The organism is Polynucleobacter sp. 86C-FISCH, assembly GCF_018882415.1.
In the GTDB taxonomy this organism is placed as follows: domain Bacteria; phylum Pseudomonadota; class Gammaproteobacteria; order Burkholderiales; family Burkholderiaceae; genus Polynucleobacter.
On record NZ_JACVOL010000001.1, the window covers coordinates 1,258,854 to 1,275,894 of the forward strand.

17 protein-coding genes are annotated in these 17,041 nt (G+C 45.0%); 13 read left to right on the forward strand and 4 right to left on the reverse strand.

The genetic code is table 11. The features are described 5' to 3' along the window. Positions 1 to 5: 5 nt before the first annotated feature. Positions 6 to 728 carry a sugar transferase gene (locus tag ICN10_RS06350; protein ID WP_216213860.1) on the forward strand — a complete coding sequence of 241 codons (723 nt, stop codon included), beginning with the start codon at positions 6 to 8 and terminating at the stop codon, positions 726 to 728. A gap of 25 nt (positions 729 to 753) precedes the next feature. Here the strand turns inward: ICN10_RS06350 and ICN10_RS06355 are convergent, their stop codons facing one another. Beyond that, entirely contained in the window at positions 754 to 1,836 is a 1,083-nt protein-coding gene (locus tag ICN10_RS06355; RefSeq protein ID WP_216213864.1) for a glycosyltransferase, read from the reverse strand. Positions 1,837 to 1,989: 153 nt separating this feature from the next. Next, positions 1,990 to 3,936 (reverse strand): hypothetical protein, encoded by a 1,947-nt coding sequence (locus ICN10_RS06360; RefSeq protein WP_216213865.1) that lies wholly within the window; start codon positions 3,934 to 3,936, stop codon positions 1,990 to 1,992. 240 nt (positions 3,937 to 4,176) lie between these two features. On the opposite strand from ICN10_RS06360, the gene ICN10_RS06365 reads away from it, so the two are divergent. After that, positions 4,177 to 4,434, forward strand: a complete 258-nt coding sequence (locus tag ICN10_RS06365) for a hypothetical protein (protein ID WP_216213867.1) — start codon at positions 4,177 to 4,179, stop codon at positions 4,432 to 4,434. Between the two features lie 5 nt (positions 4,435 to 4,439). Continuing rightward, positions 4,440 to 5,513 (forward strand): hypothetical protein, encoded by a 1,074-nt coding sequence (locus tag ICN10_RS06370; RefSeq protein ID WP_216213868.1) that lies wholly within the window; start codon positions 4,440 to 4,442, stop codon positions 5,511 to 5,513. A 60-nt stretch (positions 5,514 to 5,573) separates the two neighbouring features. Here the strand turns inward: ICN10_RS06370 and ICN10_RS06375 are convergent, their stop codons facing one another. Further along, entirely contained in the window at positions 5,574 to 6,113 is a 540-nt protein-coding gene (locus tag ICN10_RS06375) for a hypothetical protein (RefSeq protein WP_216213870.1), read from the reverse strand. 50 nt (positions 6,114 to 6,163) lie between these two features. Beyond that, positions 6,164 to 6,763 carry a hypothetical protein gene (locus ICN10_RS06380; RefSeq protein ID WP_216213873.1) on the reverse strand — a complete coding sequence of 200 codons (600 nt, stop codon included), beginning with the start codon at positions 6,761 to 6,763 and terminating at the stop codon, positions 6,164 to 6,166. A 57-nt stretch (positions 6,764 to 6,820) separates the two neighbouring features. Here ICN10_RS06380 and gspG point away from each other — a divergent pair, with 57 nt between their 5' ends. The 10 genes from gspG to gspE are packed head-to-tail and all read left to right on the forward strand — an operon-like array spanning position 6,821 to position 17,037. Then, positions 6,821 to 7,318, forward strand: a complete 498-nt coding sequence (gspG, locus tag ICN10_RS06385; protein ID WP_370626197.1) for a type II secretion system major pseudopilin GspG — start codon at positions 6,821 to 6,823, stop codon at positions 7,316 to 7,318. Then, positions 7,309 to 7,935, forward strand: a complete 627-nt coding sequence (locus tag ICN10_RS06390; protein ID WP_216213875.1) for a Tfp pilus assembly protein FimT/FimU — start codon at positions 7,309 to 7,311, stop codon at positions 7,933 to 7,935. The genes gspG and ICN10_RS06390 overlap by 10 nt, the downstream gene beginning before the upstream one ends. After that, positions 7,932 to 8,342, forward strand: a complete 411-nt coding sequence (gspI, locus tag ICN10_RS06395; protein WP_216213877.1) for a type II secretion system minor pseudopilin GspI — start codon at positions 7,932 to 7,934, stop codon at positions 8,340 to 8,342. The genes ICN10_RS06390 and gspI overlap by 4 nt, the downstream gene beginning before the upstream one ends. Further along, positions 8,342 to 9,166, forward strand: a complete 825-nt coding sequence (locus ICN10_RS06400) for a type II secretion system protein J (protein ID WP_216213879.1) — start codon at positions 8,342 to 8,344, stop codon at positions 9,164 to 9,166. The genes gspI and ICN10_RS06400 overlap by 1 nt, the downstream gene beginning before the upstream one ends. Beyond that, positions 9,166 to 10,140, forward strand: a complete 975-nt coding sequence (gspK, locus tag ICN10_RS06405) for a type II secretion system minor pseudopilin GspK (protein ID WP_216213881.1) — start codon at positions 9,166 to 9,168, stop codon at positions 10,138 to 10,140. The genes ICN10_RS06400 and gspK overlap by 1 nt, the downstream gene beginning before the upstream one ends. 54 nt (positions 10,141 to 10,194) lie before the next feature. Then, the gene (gspL, locus tag ICN10_RS06410) at positions 10,195 to 11,619 is read left to right on the forward strand and encodes a type II secretion system protein GspL (RefSeq protein ID WP_216213883.1); all 1,425 of its coding nucleotides are present in this window, start codon (positions 10,195 to 10,197) and stop codon (positions 11,617 to 11,619) included. Next, the gene (gene gspM / locus ICN10_RS06415; protein ID WP_216213885.1) at positions 11,616 to 12,383 is read left to right on the forward strand and encodes a type II secretion system protein GspM; all 768 of its coding nucleotides are present in this window, start codon (positions 11,616 to 11,618) and stop codon (positions 12,381 to 12,383) included. Before gspL ends, gspM begins: the two co-directional genes overlap by 4 nt. A gap of 8 nt (positions 12,384 to 12,391) precedes the next feature. Then, positions 12,392 to 13,222: a type II secretion system protein N gene (gene gspN, locus ICN10_RS06420; protein WP_216213887.1), complete on the forward strand. Its 831-nt coding sequence runs from the start codon at positions 12,392 to 12,394 to the stop codon at positions 13,220 to 13,222. Between the two features lie 37 nt (positions 13,223 to 13,259). After that, on the forward strand, positions 13,260 to 15,548 hold the full coding sequence (gspD, locus tag ICN10_RS06425) for a type II secretion system secretin GspD (RefSeq protein WP_216213889.1): 2,289 nt from the start codon (positions 13,260 to 13,262) through the stop codon (positions 15,546 to 15,548). Between the two features lie 46 nt (positions 15,549 to 15,594). After that, positions 15,595 to 17,037, forward strand: coding sequence for a type II secretion system ATPase GspE (gene gspE / locus ICN10_RS06430; protein ID WP_216213891.1), 1,443 nt, complete (start codon positions 15,595 to 15,597; stop codon positions 17,035 to 17,037). Positions 17,038 to 17,041: the final 4 nt, after the last annotated feature.

Sequence of the window (17,041 nt, forward strand, 5' to 3'; positions counted from 1 at the left end):
TTCAAATGAATTCAGTTTTAGAACCTAAAGAAGCATTTCCCTATACCCCCCCAACTAAAGAAATTCTTAAAAGTTATCCGCATATATTTGAGTTAACCGAAGCTTTGCCGCCTAGATTTTTTAAGGTTGTTTTTGATAAGTTGGTCGCTCTCTTTTTTTTACTGCTTTCAGCCCCTATTCTTCTATTGCTAAAAGTGGCTTTCGTAATTGAGGGCATGATTATTCCTGAAAATAGAGGCCCGATGTTCTTCTACTATAACGGAGTAAGCGCTGGAAAAATTATTCCAAAGTATAAGATTCGACTCATAAAGACAAAGTATATTGAACCAGAGGGGGCAAAACGTCACGATTGGATCGCTTACTCTGCTGAGTGGACGCCCGAGAGTCGGACATATATGGGGCAATTTGTTAAAAAGTTTTATTTAGATGAGCTGCCACAGTTTTTAAGTGTATTAAAGGGGGATATGAGTATCGTGGGCCCTCGACCTTTGTCGGTGCTACATTATGAGCGTGATAGAGCACAAGGAAATGTCACTAGATTTTTACTGCGCGGAGGCTTATTGGGGTTGGGCCATATTAATAAAGGTACATCCGAAATGGGCAATCCAGTATATGAATACGAATATGTTGATCAATATTTAAAAAGATCTTCTTTAGGGCTTCTTGGTTTGGATTTGTGGATTATCTGGAGGGGGATTTTAGTTATTGTTAAGGGCGGTGGCCACTAAACTCAAAAACTGTTAATGATCTTATTTAGTAAGGGTGCAGCCATCTCGGCGTTTTAAAAGTCACAATTCTTTTATAGAGCCACACGTATGTGATGGTAAACAAGATTGCGCTAGCGATTAATGCAACACTGGAGTCCCACCATAGAATCGCCGGAGTAATTGCCATTGCTGCTAATAACCAGAGGTACGGTGATGTTTTGGCATTGGCGGTAAACCAGTCATCTTTTTTGCCTGCGTATATTGGATTAAGAATTCTTCTAAAGATAAGTGTGTGGAAATGTATTCCATCTGGCAATCCCGGGCTTTTTCCTTGATGTATCTTGCGCCTGTAGATGGTGAATAGGGTTTCCAAAATAGGGTATGCATTAATCATGAGTGCAAACCAAGGAGAAACATTGGGGTGTCTGGCCGCTAATAAAACACTGATTGTTGCTACCCAAAATCCAATCAGATAGGCCCCACCATCCCCCAGAAATATTAAGCCTCTTGGGTAGTTCCAAACAAAGAATCCTAGAATTGACCCGGCCATGACAAGACTTAAATACATTAGTAGAGGATCTCCAACAACAAAGCTCACATAGGCCAACCCCATTAAGGTGATGATACCAATCATGCTTGATAGGCCATTAAAGCCATCAATAATGTTGTAAGCGTTAGACAATCCAGTTATCGCAAATACTGTGAAGGTGATTGCAACCCCTCGAATCATCATCACATGGTCAATGCCAGGAATGTCCAGTTTGGTTATTTGTGCGCCTAAATAATGCGCAGCTAAAGCTGCAGCAATAGCGGTAAAAATGAGTCGTGTTTTTACGCCTATTTTTTTTGTTAGGTCCTCAGTTAAACCGATGCCGAATACTGGGACGGCACATATTAATAGGGTAATTTCAAAGATGCTGGTTGGGGTTGTTTGAAGGCGCAATAGGGTTGCAGCAAGAATACCCACCGCAATGCTCACCCCACCAATTCGTGGCACTGAGGCAGTATGGAATTTTTGTGGGCCGGATAAATCCGAATCACCCGAAAACCGACTATGCAAATGCTCAAATCGAATAATGAGCAATGTGGCGATAAAAGAGGAGAAGAAGGCTGCAAGTAATCCAGACATTCAATCATTATAAATTCCAAAAGTGCTTTCTCAGTAATTTCTGGGTTTAACGCTTCTTTATGCCGCTCAGCTAAGCACTCACCAGGTATTTATGCTGGTTTCCCAACAAAAAAAGGCCTGCATTGCAGGCCTTTGGGGTTTGATTACTGGCTTTTAAAGCTTCACAATCGCCACCGTCGAGAATTTAGTGGTTGTAATAGGTTTTTGTGAGTATGTGCCGCCCTCAGAGATGGTTCCATAGACTTTATCTAATTCAGCACTAGTTAGGTCTCGGGCTACCAAATCAGCCACGTTATCCTTTTGGGTGGTTGTGAATGAGGTAATGGTGAGGTTCTTGGCTGCATCCACAACCTCGCTAATTGAAGTGATCGTATAGCCGTTTTGTTGCTCACTTGGCTTGAACCGAGAAACAGTCATTCCGCTATTAGATCCTGGCGCATAATTTCCAAAATCTTGTTTTATTAGATACAGAAAATCTTTTGATGCTTTGATCTTGGTGTTATTCATTGATCCACCCCAGTAATAGCCATTGTTATTTGACTGAGATGGGATCACGTACACCAAGTCATCATTTACGTTATTGGTGGTGGCACCTAAAGCATTTCCGATCACGGAAGTCTTGTTGTCGTAAGAGGATTGCCAGGCTCCATTTACATATCCATAGCTATAGGTATAGTTAGTTTGGAGCGTAAACCAATTGTCACCAACCTTTTGTGGTGTGTTTATATTGCCACCATATGTTGCATAGCTGTTGCTATCTGCACACAACAGACTCGGTTTAACAAAGTTCACATCCGGCTTGCCAGCTGTTGAAGATGTTGGGCGTGAAATACGAAAGATGGCAGAGGTTCTAGTCCAGCGAGATGTTTGAACCATACCGTCAAAACCAGATACCCATGAATCAGAAGGCACGGTCATCAAGATGCCGCCATCGTTTGATGGGGCATCAAACATGCACGATACATTTAGGTAGGTTAGATCTGTTACCGCGCCACTAGTGCCGCTGCTGGTAGCACCACTAACCAAAGTAGCCGCTGTTGCATTGGTGGTATTTGTTGAAAGCGCTCTTCTGGAGTTATTAATTAATACCAAGGCATCCATATCTGAAACCCAAGAGGTTTGGAATTCAGAGCCATCGGTTGAGAAGTCATAGAAGTACTTTAGGTTACGACGATTAGAGCTTGATGAACCTGGAATCCATACTGACTTATTGGATACTGTTAATACATCACCATTCTTAGCCAGGCGATAGTTATCTAAGCTGTAGTACTCAAATTCACTAGCAGTGTTGTACGCCTGCCAAGAGCTTTGAAAACCTTCAAGCAGAACTGCAGCCTTTGGACCATTCTCTAAATCATTTAAGTCAAAGCGCAATAGCTTTGTTTTAATGCCGCTAATTTGATTGTTGGAGTCAAAGGTAGTGGATTGTGCATTGACAAGTGCAAATGTAGTTTTGCCATCAGCACTAAGAATGGTTTGTACTTTTTCAGCATTTGAAGTTCCTCCACCAGCTGCTGTTCCAGTGGTTGATGAAGATGCTGTAGTGATCTGGTAGCGAGATGCTAGATTTTCACCAACGCAGTAGAGGTTTCCGGAGCTCTTTTGCAAGAACACCATATTGCAAGTGAGATCACCCTTATAGATGCCTTCACCAGTCAATAGGATGTAGCTACCCAAATCAAACATTTCTCTAAAGCCTACATTGCAAGAGTCGGTGCCTTGAGTCACTTTAAGCGCTGTCAAACTGCCATCTTCGCCTACACCAACTAATTTATAGGCATCTGTTTGGCACTGAGCAGCTGATTGTGCAATTGCAGGCTTAATGAAAAACCCAGCAACCATGGATTTCATTCTCTGTAATAGAGAGGCTGTTTTTAATCCGTTAGCTGCAGTAGCAGCAATAGAAACCGAGCGATATCCATCTACTGATACATTCTCTGCTAGCTCAGTGCTAGTGTTTGCGCCTGCAGAAGCAACAGGAGCTTGAGTGGCGGGTGTTAATGCAGTTGATGAGGAAGAGCCACCGCCACCACCACAGCCATAAAGGGCCAATAAAAGAAAAGATGCAGCTAGCGCTAATGCAGAGGATTTGAGTCTCATTGGGTATCCGTAAATGGTAGGAATTTCTAAGCCATTCATTCTAAGTCTTGGAATGAATTTAAGGGGATTTTTTGAAGGGTATTTCCCCATGCCGTCTCATTTAAACCAAAAGACATTTTTTCCTGGTAAACCCTATTTAAAGGCCTTAAATCACTCTTTTGGTGTCATTATTCGTGCTAAATTTCATAATTAGTCCTAAAATTACAAAAATTAAGATTAATTCTGGGGGCAATAGTAAATATGCATATTTTAAATATCAAACTCTTAACGAAATGTCTGGGGGCAGTTGCTATCGCTTTTGCTATAGCTGCTTGTGGTGGAGGCGGGTCTTCAGGCAGTAGTGCCAGTGCTGCAGCGCCTTCGGCAACAGATTCTAGTGGCGGTAATACGGTCTCCACTGCAATAGACCCTACAACCGGTAGTGTGGCAGCAGCTGACGTTACTTGTCAGGGCGCCTGCGTATCTCTTAGTGCAGATGCTGGCACTTCTACGGAATAATCATCATGAAAAACAATAAATTCATTTCCACTTTAGTTGCATCTGCTTTGATGTTGACGGGCAACTCGGCTGCTCTTGCAGCTCCAGATCAGCTGATTCTTTCAAAGCTGGTTACTGATGGTACTTTGCCTTTATGTAAAACGGAGGAAGGTAAGGTAACTGAAAACTCTATGGCCTATACCAGCAATGGTGTTGCTCCTACTTGGAAGTTCTACTCTTGCTATGGTGGCCCAAGATCTTTTAAGGCTGCTGTCAAGACCATTGTTTTCATTGGTTCTAATGGTCAAAGAATCACAGTTTTTGACTCTGGATCTAATGCTCTCAATTATGTTGATTTGGTAACCACTCAATTAGATCTTGTATCAAATGGTCAAATTGCGGAGATCACATCTGCCGGCACTTTTACACTGCAAAGCGTTGAATTGCTAATGGACAATCGTTTTGAGATGAACGCCAGAGCCACATATAACGATGGCGTTAACGGAGCTCGGAGCTGCGGTACCTCTAGCTCACGCGGCTTTACCTATTCTTCGCCAATGAATAACGGCGCTGGTACGATTAACGGGAAGCCCCATGACTTTTGGCACAGCTTAGGAGGTTACTCTTCTAATGTGCAGGGCTCCGTATGGACCAAGATTGAATCCTTTCCTTTTGTACCCCCTGGTTTCACTTCTACAAATTCTTATTGGACAGACTCCAACGGCAATCGGATTTCATTTGGATACTCAAATGCTATTGAAGGAGATATTAGCGAAAGTGATTCTAGGTGGGTAAAAAAGGTCAAGATGGAAGTCTTAGATAGTTCTAGTAGCTTGGCTGGCTATGCGTTTGGGGGAAACTCTAATGCTCAAGATATTAGGTCAACCATTACCTTAAGAACGCCTTTAACTTTAAAGGCCAGAAATAAATTCAATCTTGATTTGAAGTTAAATTTATCTAAGATGCTTGCGTGGTCATTCTTTTACAAGACAAGTAATGAAACACCTCATCATGATTTAAGCATTGGCAATTCTTGCCAAAATTTAATTATTGGCCCTATTTTGTTAGATATTAAGAAGGTTGCGATCAAAAACGATTAACCCCTTCTTGGTGTGATGTGGCGTGAAAGTGCCTAATAAATAAAGCCCTCAATGAGGGCTTTATTTTTGCTCATTGCGCTCAAAAACCTTCAATTTCAACTGCAGCGAAATTGCACCATGAACTCGGTCCCCAATGGTCGGAATCACAAAAACATTGGCACCCACCCAGTCACCCTCCCAGGTAAGGGCAGGCAGGGCAGCTGCAAACCAGCCTCCGTTATTAGTCGTGGGGTAGCCATTAAAGCCACCAAAGACAGCGCCTAATTTAATAGGGCCAATCGCAACTGGCTGATAGTAGATGCCGGCGTAATTTGAGTAAGCGCGATCGCTGTTGTAAAAGCGTCCTGCAGTGGCTGAGGCAACTGTATTGAAGCGGTACTCTAGGCCGCCGCCCCAGTTGCCGTTATTGAAATTCTGATCCCGCTGGAAGTGATAAGACACCATTCCCGGATTAATCCAGAGTTGACTTTTGGTTTCGGGTTTGATGATGGAAAAAACTTCATCTGACTCTGCTGCCTGACAGGCATTCGAGAGTCCGACGATTGCTGCCGGAAGCAGTGCGCCAATTACTAAAGCCTTGCGTAAACTGTTTGTTGCCATAGATTTTTTATGATGCGTTTGCTAAGTCACCTATTAGTGAATTTTGATATTTACTTCTTTGCTGAAGTATTGGATTTATCACTCTTCTCTTTATTGGCTTTATTGAGCTTGAAATTCAGTTTCTGCCCTTCATATAAAAGGGTCGCAGACTCATCACCAATGCTTTGCAGACTTAGTCCTTTGCCAATGGTCTCGCCAACGCTAATGGCATTCGTTGGCTTGCCATCAATTTCAAAAATGGCAAAACCATCTAAAGAGCCATCAGGATTTTTGGAAGTGGCTACTACTCCACGTAAATAAATATTTTCCGTGGCCAAGGGTTTACTGCCAAATAAACCATAGGCTGCAGAAGCATCTTGATTGGAGTAAAGCGTTAAGCCTTTATTAATGCCAGAACTCGGTTGGCTAGGAGTTCCCGGAATCTGCAGCACACTCATGATCCAGAAGCTGACTGAGATAGCGCAGGCCAGCATCAGTAGGTGGGTCAGAGCCTTACTAAACGAGCTGGGGTTAAGCACATCATGAGGAATAGCGAACCCTTTATGAGCGGCCTTAGGCGAAGCATTGGAGACGCCTTGCTGCAGGGCTTGTTTGGAGTCCCGAACAGAGCTCTTGATGCGCTCTTGTAGCCGTTTTATAAATTCGCTCAAAGTGTCAAAATACCTATAAAATTTGAATCAGTTTAAATCATTGAAAGTGCCAAATTTATGTCTTTCTCCATGCTTCTTAGGTTTAGTCATAAATCATCCCAAAACACCCCAGTTTTGGCTCAGGCGCTCAATCGTAAGAGACGTGATGCTGGATTTACCTTAATTGAGATTATGGTGGTGATCGCCATCATCGGCATTCTGGCTACATTGATTGTTCCCAAGATCATGGGGCGCCCAGATGAGGCGCGTGCAACCGCTGCAAAACATGACGTTGGCACATTAGTTCAGGCATTTAAGCTTTATCGCTTAGATATTGGTCGTTATCCAACAACCGAGCAAGGTGTCAAAGCCCTAGTCGAAAAGCCCACTTCAGAGCCAGTTCCGCAAAACTGGAAAGCAGGCGGTTATCTAGATTCCGTTCCAAAAGATCCATGGGGTAATCCTTATCAATACACTAACCCTGGCACTCGTGGTGAGATCGATGTCTATAGTTTTGGTGCGGATGGTAAAGCGGGCGGAACTGGGAACGACGCGGATATTGGTAATTGGCAATAAGCAATTTCAGAAAAGATTTTTTATCTCGTTTTGATTCTGACATTTTGTTTATTCGCTCAACACCTCTGCGAAGATTTTCTGATGCAGGATTTACCTTAATAGAATTACTTGTAGCTATTGCTATTTTGGCAGTAGTTCTAGGTGTTGCTGTGCTCGCCATTCCAAATCATGATGAGCGCTACTGGCGTGACAATTTAGATCAGCTAGTTAGCTCACTCAATCTCGCTCAAGAAGAAAGCGTTTTATCTGGCACGCCGATGATGGCGCAAATTGATTCTGCTGGATGGCGCTTTTTGATTCCCGGCTCAAACACCATAGTGACACCATCGACCTCACTCTCTCTGTCTGGATCTTCATCTCCTGCTAACTCAAGTGTGGGTGGTGCCGGCAGTGCAGTGAGTAATCCTAGTGGGTTGATGCCCGATGTATATAAGCCACAGGCTTGGTATAAGCCTGTAGAGATGGCGCCAGTGCAATTGACTCTTGGTGGTGAGCAAGTAACACAAGCATTGCAAATTCCGATTACTCAAGTAAGTGGAGGAGTTGGCTCTTCTACAAATCGCCAAGCTATCTTGCTGCGCAATCGTAATGGTCGATTTAGTTGGGTGAAGTCATGAAGTATTTTTCTCGTAACGAAAATGGCTTTGCACTTATCGAGGTTTTGGTAGGGCTGGCAGTATTAAGCATTGCCATGCTTGCTGGTTTACGAGCCATTGCGAGTGGCGCAGATACACAACTTGCAGTCTCACAAAGAACGATGGCTTTATGGAGTGCGGATAACACCCTGATGGATTTACGCATGAGTCGTGCATGGCCTGATTTGGGCACCAGTACTTTTAGCTGTCCGCAGGCTACTTATGTTTTTGTCTGTCAGCGCAAAGTATTGAGCACTCCTAACCCCGCATTAAGAAGGGTTGAAGTCACGGTGTATTTATCGAGCCAGAGTAGTGCTGACGTTGCCAGTGGCCCACGTCTTGCTTGGCTTACCACGGTGGTATCAAATCCTGCTGGCGGGGTGATGTAATGGGGTTCTTTAGAAAAGCCAGAGCATCTCAGTCTGTAGATATGCCTACAGCATCTGCAGTACGGGCCGAAGCCGGCTTTGCTTTATTAGAAATGATCGTGGCTTTAGCAATTATGGCTTTGGTGGGGCTGATGGCATGGCGCGGTATGGATGCCATGATTCGGGGTCGTGAAGTGATTGATCGCCGCGCCAATCAAGATGCAGATTACTCGCAGCTCGTGCGCCAATTTGAAAAAGACTGTCAATCTGTTTTAGCTCGTGACGAATTAAACAGCTTAGCTAATTCGGTTTCTGGTGGCGCTGGTGTTTCTAGCGTTGCAGCAGGTGCAAAGAATATTTGGTTTTTACGTCGCTATCGTGCCGACAATTTAGATGCTTGGATGATTGCAGGTTATGGCATGGGTCCGAATGGTTTATTGAGATGGACGAGTCGTCCGCTAGTTCAGCGTACCGAAGCAGGTGCATTATGGTCTGGCATAGTGCGTGACCCCGATTTAAGTTCAAGTGATTTGTTAGTTAGTCTTGAAGTGCCTATGGTGGCGCGCCAAGCCTTTCAAATAAAGACTTCGGTAGTAAGCGGTGCTGGTACTGGTGGTGTGAGTGCTAGCGGTACAGGAAGCCCTAATTTAGCTAATGCAGCCACTACGAATAACGCAACGAATGTAAGCAGCACAAACAATGCTGGCAATACTGGCGTTGCAACAACAGCTGGTACAAATATCACCAACGTACTTCCTGAGCAGCAGGGCATCACCATGCAGTGGTGGATTAAAGATGTTGCATTGCCGATTACCCGCTCTTGTTTAATGGCAGGGGCTTTGTGATGAGAAGTCATGTCACAAACATCTTTTCTGCAAAAGCTTCTGCTCAGCATGAGCGTGGCTCAGCGACAGTTACAGCATTAATTGTGGTGGGTGTTGCTGCCGTATTGTTAGCGGGTTTAATGTGGCGACAACAAATACAAGTACGCACTTTAGAAAATGCGCGTGATCGAGTGCAAGCGCAGTGGTTGCAAAGAGCGGCAATTGATTTTGCCCGCTTGGTTTTAGTAGAAGATCAACGCAATAGCCAAATCGATCATTTGGGTGAAGCATGGGCTCTGCCTTTGGCCGACGGTAAGGTGGCGGACTTTTTAAAGAATGCAGATGTGCCAGATGAGATTGCTACCGTGACTTTGCAGGGTCGACTGACTGATGCTCAAAGCCAGTTCAATTTGACCAATCTCTGGGATAAAAGCTTTAAGACAATCAATCCGCCTGGAGTCCAGGAGTATGGCCGGCTTTTAGAGGCTTTAGGTCTAGATAAGGCCTTGGCCCAGCAAACCGCGCAAGGGGTGCTGCAAACCGATATGCCTATTTATGACCTAGAAGGCTTATTAAGGCTGAATTCCTATAATCAGGGAATATTGGAGCAGATAAGACCTTTTGTCACAGTTTTACCGATTTTAACGACAGTTAATGTCAATACTGCCTCTGCAGAGGTATTAATGGCAGCTATTCCGGGGCTTTCGAGGTCGGCTGCCGGAGCTTTTGTACAGCAGCGAGCCGCAACCCCGCTTAAAAGTGCTGATGAAATCACCACCCTATTAAATAAGATGGGCGCATCCCAAGGGGTGACGATTGATGCCTCATTAGTGGACGTACGCTCCCAATATTGGCTTGCGAGCTCAGAAATACGGATGGGAAGGGGTATATTTGTGAGTTCTGCGCTAATTCAGCGATCCCAAAACCCATTGCCGAGTGGAAACTTCACGCAAGTGGTGTGGAGTAAGACTGGAAAAGTGGCTTTAGAGCAGTAATAAATGTATTAGATTCATATTGAATTAAACGCACCAACCAAAGAATTCTGAAATTTGAGCTTATTAATAGTCCGTTGCCCTGTAAAGCCATTCACTGGCAATCACTCTGGTTTACCGAGTGATTCTGCACGCACATTAGCTCAAGCCATCGAAGAGTCGGGTTGTGCTGAACATTTCGAATGGTGTTTGGTAGATAAAGTAAGTTCAGGCGATGATATTGGTGCTAATAGCGCTAATAATATTTTGCTGGAAACGGGTGTCGGCACTACTGAGTCAATGCCTTACGCAGATGAAGTATTGGTTTTATTGCCAACGATTGATGTGCGTTTGATTGAAGCAAAAGTACCTTTAGCGAATGCTAAAAAGTTACAACAGATTTTGCCAAACCTCATCGAAGAATACGTTTTAACTGGCGCACAATCTTTAGCGGTACAAGCATTACCACCGGTACCAGGTAAGCCAGCAATGCAACGTGTGCTTGCATTAATTGATCGCGCTTGGTTGACTTGGATTACAAATCAATTAGAAGCTCTCATTAGCCATCGTGTACGTTTAATTCCGGATTGTTTGGTGTTGCCTTTACAGACCGAGGACTCCGCTGTCGATGCAGTCACGATTGCCTATCAACGAAGTGCTGCCAATGTCATTCTCATGCAGCGCACGGGAGAGCAGCTTGGTGTTGCCTGGGTTGAGCGTGCCCCTGCTATGGGTGAGGTGTTGATTCCTCAGACTTTGCAAGGTGCCACAGTGCTCGAGATGTCCTGGGATTGGTTGGCAAGTAATGCCCAGCAATTTTTACAAGACAACACCTCAAGCAAGGCCGCTAATTTTGCACTGAATTTATTGCCCAATACTTTTAAGCGTCAAAAGAGTAAGGGGCTCGCACAATTTTCTGCGATGCTCAAGCGTAATCCTAATGATTCAAGCTCAGCCGTTGATAGTAAAACAGCTTGGACTAATCCTGCGCTTTGGAGTCAGCCAACTCAGTGGGCAAAATATTTTGTTGCTACTGTTGTAGTTGGGTATGTATTGCATTTGGGTTGGATGGTTCTGGATAACTGGCGCTGGGGAAATCAAATGGAAGTGTTAGCAGCGCAATCGCTAACTCCTGCATCTATTGCCAAATTGAATCAAGAAAAAGCACAAGACAAAGCCTTAGATCAGAAAGCCAATTCCAATTCTGTAATGGATGTTTTTATTAAACAAGTGACCCAAGACCAGCGTCGTCAGGGTTTAGTTGCGGATGCAGACTTTGCGCCTATGGCAGCAAAGTTACAACAACTCAAAATCGTCTTTGGGTCAGAAGTATTGCAAAAAATTGATTACGACGGCTATGGCATCGATTTTGAATTGAAGCCAGGAAGTCTTAAGCAAACCAATTCGGATGTAGAGCAAAGGGCTAGAGCGCTTGGCCTGATGGTGAAGGCTCTTGGTCCCAATCGTTATCGCTTGCTGCCTTATGCTGGGGTGGGCTCATGAGTAATCTAAAGAAGCGCCCAGGAAATTCATTTTCAGAGAAGTGCATTGGCCTTTTAAAGAAAGCCAAAGAGTTGCTGAGTAAAGATTACTCAATGCAGGATCTGAAAAAACTTAAATCATTACCAACAGAGTTGAAGCAGGCGCTATCTGCTGCGCGACTGGCTTCTGCAAAAGCAACATCTGCATTAGAGATTACGCCAAAGTTTGATGCGAAGCAGTTGCCAGCACTTCTTCAGGCCTTTGCACTACGGCATCGTCAGATGCTTTTTGCGCTTTTGTGTGTTGCGGTACTTTTGGTGATCAATACGTATGTTGTTTCGCCTTTTGCTCAGCGAGTACAAAACCAGTTAGATATGCGTCCAGCACAATGGTCGCAATTACAAAGCCTGATTAAGCTTGCCAAGTCAGCAGCAGCTAATGCTTCTGGTTCAGCGATGCCATCATCCTATCTCGCTACGCCATCTACAGTGAGTTCACTAGATGAGATGGAGATGCAAAAGATACGTAGCGTATTGACCTCGCGTGGCATAAAGCCTGGCGTCCTGCGCCTTACTGCTGATAATCCTCCGCGGATTGAGATGCAAGCGAGTGACGCTATGTTCTCAGTATTGTTAGATGTATTGGATGAGCTGCGCACTACTTGGCGTTTGTATCCAGAGCAATTGAATGTCGTTTCTAGTTCGGGCGCGGGCGTTGTCAATATCAGTGGTGTCTTGGTGCAGTATGGCGCGCAGTTTGCCAACCCAACTGCTGGAATGAGATAGGCGACTAAATGAAATTAGTTCTCGACTTCACTCATCCAAAGTTGCCAAAAATATTTTGGCTGGTTTTGCTACTCGCATGTTTAACAGTCATCATTCGTCAGATGCCGGCTAGCTGGGTGACCGGATCTTTGGCATCACAAACTGCTTGCCGCGTCATGCTGCAACAGCCTATTGGGACCATTTGGCAAGGAAGTGCTGCTTTGGCATTTTCAGAGCCCAATGCAAGCGAGGGTGGCTGTCGCGAGCCTTTGTCTGTTACCGAACGTTTTCATTGGGCCACTTCTTGTAAGCTGACCTCTCTTTCTTGTAGCACTGAGGTTCAATTTGCTGCTTTAGAGCAAGCTCAGCGCATCGATTGGACTTTAAGTAAAACCCAGTTGGCTGCCAATAGCATCAAGCTTCCTGCCAATATTTTGGAGGGTTTGGGTAACCCCTGGAGCACTTTGCGCCCTCGGGGTGAATTAGGTGCTCGTTGGACAGATATCAATTTGGCCAATTCAATGGCTGATTTTACGGGTTTTGGTGTTGGGAATGCGCCATCCTCAGGAGTTATTCGAATTATCATAAGTAACTTAACCAGCCCTATAAGTCCGGTTAAGCCGCTGGGCGGGTATGAGATTTCGGCCAATATTGCTGACAGCGGCATGAATTGGACACTCTCAACCACGAGTGGCCCTTTGTTGCTAAAAGGACAGGGTGAATTTAGCAGTAAAGGTGGCAATAAAGGAATGCATTTTTCTGGTGAAGCTAATGCCTCGCCAGAATCAAAAGAATCCTTAATTGGATTGTTGTCCTTGCTAGGTAAAAGAGAAGGCGATATTTATCGCCTTAAGTTCTAGACTCGGTTTTAAGAAAGCAGTGCTAAAGAAGATCAGTATGCAAAACGTCAGCAAACAAACCGTTACTCCAGTGAGAGTTACTTTCAAAAAGCGACTAGCGCAATTCGTCATGATTTGCTTTGTCGGCGAAAGTCTGTTGATGCCAATTGCGTATGCGCAAACTAAAGTAAATGCTCCGCAATCCAATATCACCGTGCCTGATGACGGCGCAGTGACACTATCTTTTTCAAATGCTGATATTGAATCCGTTGCTAGCGTTTTAGCTAAAGCGACTGGCCAAACCATTTTGGTTGACCCTAAAGTGAAGGGCACTATTAACCTCATTAGCAATAGGCCTCTCATTAAGGCTAAAGCAATTGATGCCTTCTCTACAGCCTTGCGTACATCAGGCTTTGCGCTGGTAGATGTCAATGGCGTATACCGTGTTGTTGCTGAAGCAGATGCCAAACTCATTAGTAATTCTGTTACTACAAGTAAAGGCAAGCAAGAAGGCGATCAAATCATTACGCGCGTGTTCAAACTTAATTTTGAATCTGCCAATAATCTATTGCCAGTATTGCGCCCATTGGTATCACCAAACAATACGATTAATGCGTATCCTGGTAACAACACGATTGTCATCACTGACTATGCAAGCAATATTCAGCGTATCGGCCAATTGATTGAGTCGATCGATGCACCAACCTCAAGTGATGTGCAAAGTATTAAATTACATTACGCTATCGCCACTGATATGGCGACAATCTTGAGTAAGGTATTAGATACTGCCTCTACTGGCGGCGCCGATCCATCACTCAAGACCATGATTTTGGCTGAGCCACGTAGTAACTCTATTTTGATCCGGGGTGCTAGTGCAGAGCGTATTCGTCAGATTCGAGTATTGGTGGCGCGCTTAGATGTTCCTACTGCAAACAACGGCAATATTTGGGTGGTGCCTCTTAAGAATGCAGAAGCAACCAAGTTGGCGGTTACCTTGCGTGCCATTGTGGCGGCTGATGCCAGCTTGTCAGCTCAGGTGGGTGGAACCCCAGGGCAGCCGGGTGCTGTTAACCCAGCGCTGAACCAGCAGCCAGCTAACCAGCAGGCCAACACAGCTCCTGGGGCCTCTGGATCATCTGCAGCCACTTCTGCGCTTACTAGCAGTAGCAATCCAACTACCGGCGGCATTATTCAGGCTGAGCCAGCAACCAACTCCATCATCATTACCGCTAGCGAACCTTTGTATCGCAACTTGCGTCATGTAATTGAGCAATTAGATCGTCGTCGTACTCAGGTCTATATCGAATCCCTGATTGCAGAGGTAAGTTCCACTAATGCAGAAGAGTTAGGTATTCAATGGCAAGGTTTAGTTGGCTCAGGCAATCAGAACGTAGGCTTTGGTGGTACTAATTACACTAATGCCGCAGGACAGGCTGGCTCAAACATTATTGGCCTCGGCTCCAATGTGAACAATATTCTCAATCCTGGCAATCCATCGGGCGTACCTATTCCACCAGCGCCTGGATTGAACTTAGGTTTACTCACCAAATTTAATGGCACTTATGGAATGTCGGCCTTGATTACTGCGTTGGCAACAACACAGGGCACCAATATTCTGTCGACACCAAACTTAATTACCTTGGATAACGAAGAGGCCCGTATCGTAGTGGGCCAGAACGTACCAATCATCACTGGTTCGTATGCTCAAACCGGTTCCACTAGCACCGTTACACCGTTCCAGACCTATACCCGTCAAGACGTTGGCTTAACCTTGCGTGTGCGCCCGCAGGTATCCGATAACGGTATTGTGAAGATGCAGATCTATCAAGAAGTGTCATCTATCTACAACCAAAACTTTGCCTCCGGCATTATTTTGAATAAGCGCAATATCGAATCCAACGTCTTAGTTGATGATGGACAAATTATTGTTCTCGGTGGTTTGATTGAAGATAAATACAATGATGGCTCTAGTGGTGTGCCATTCTTAAAAGATATTCCGATCATTGGCGCTTTATTCCGATCTGACGCTAAGACCCGCACCAAGACAAACTTACTTGTCTTTATGCGTCCTTATATCTTGCGTGATAAAGACCAAAGTGCTGACATTACGAATAACCGTTTGAACTTGGTGCAACAAACCGAGAATCAATTTAAACAGGCGCCAATGCTCTTGCCTAAAGAGGATCTGACAAAGATGTCAGATATTGAGCCGCCATTAATTCCGCCAGGTAAGCCGATTAATCAGACGCCTAACAATTTGCCGTCTTCAGGCTTAACAAAACCTATTCAGGTAAGACCGTCTAATGCGCCGGCTTCTGCTGCGCCTGTGCCCATCACTATTCAATAAGACGATCCAGTAATGAAGTTCATTAGACGGATCTAGATAAGAGACCATGCAGCATCTTCCCCGCATACCTTTTGGTTACGCCAAAGCAAATCAAATCTTGCTGATTAAGGGAGTTGTTGCGAGCGGCGATACACAAGAGGGGTCTGAAGAGACTCTGCCTACATTGATACATAGTCCTGCAACAGACCTTTCAGTATTACAAGAGATCTGTCGCTTGGTGGGGCCTATTCGTAGAATTGAACAAAGCAGCGAAGAGGTATTGGAGGCGCTCAATGCCGCTTATGCTGAGGGCGATCTCAATGCCTCACAAGTAGTCGATGAGGTAGAGGAGGCGGTTGACCTATCTCGCCTTTTGCAAGAGATGCCAGTCTCTGAAGATCTTTTGGAGATGAACGACGACGCACCAGTCATCCGGATGATTAACAGCTTGCTTAAGCAGGCAAGCCGTGATGGTGCATCCGATATTCACCTAGAGGCCTTTGAGCGTAAGTCAGTAGTACGTTTTAGAGTGGACGGCAATTTGCGTGACATCGTCGATATGCGTCGTGACCTCCATGCCGCTTTAGTTTCTCGCATAAAGATCATGGCCTCACTGGATATTGCAGAGAAGCGTATGCCACAAGATGGCCGCATCTCTTTGCGAGTGGGTGGGCGCGCCATAGATGTGCGTGTCTCCACTTTGCCAACCTCTCACGGCGAGCGGGTGGTATTGCGTTTGCTAGAAAAAAATTACGATCGCTTAGATCTGCGTGCCTTAGGTATGGCAGAAGATACGTTTAATCAATTTGATCAACTCATTCATCGTCCGCACGGCATTGTGTTAGTAACTGGACCGACTGGTAGCGGTAAGACGACTACCTTGTATGGTGCATTGCTTCGTTTGCGCAACAAGATCAATAACATCATGACGGTTGAAGACCCAATCGAGTACAACCTCGATGGCATTGGTCAAACTCAGGTGAACTCCCGCATCGATATGAACTTTGCCAGAGCCTTGCGTGCGATCTTGCGTCAAGACCCAGACATTGTGATGATTGGTGAGATTCGTGACTTGGAGACTGCTCAGATTGCAGTGCAAGCCTCTTTGACGGGTCACTTGGTATTAGCTACTTTACACACCAATGATGCGCCATCAGCAGTAACTCGCTTGATCGATATGGGTATTGAGCCCTTCTTACTCTCATCCACTTTATTGGGTGTATTGGGTCAGCGATTGATTCGAATGTCTTGCCCAAGTTGTGGTGGCAAAGGATGCCCTTCTTGCGGCGAGTCAGGCTACAGTGGCCGAGCTGGTATTTATGAGCTCATGACTACCAATGAAAAGATCCGTGAACTCATTCATCAGCATGCAGCTGAAAGCGATATTCGCAAGCAAGCTTTAGCCGGCGGTATGCGTACCTTGGCTGATGATGGCAAGCGTTGGGTTGCTGAGGGCAAGACTACTCCAGAAGAAATTTTGCGCGTTACTGGTTCGGTAGAAATTGACTGAGTTA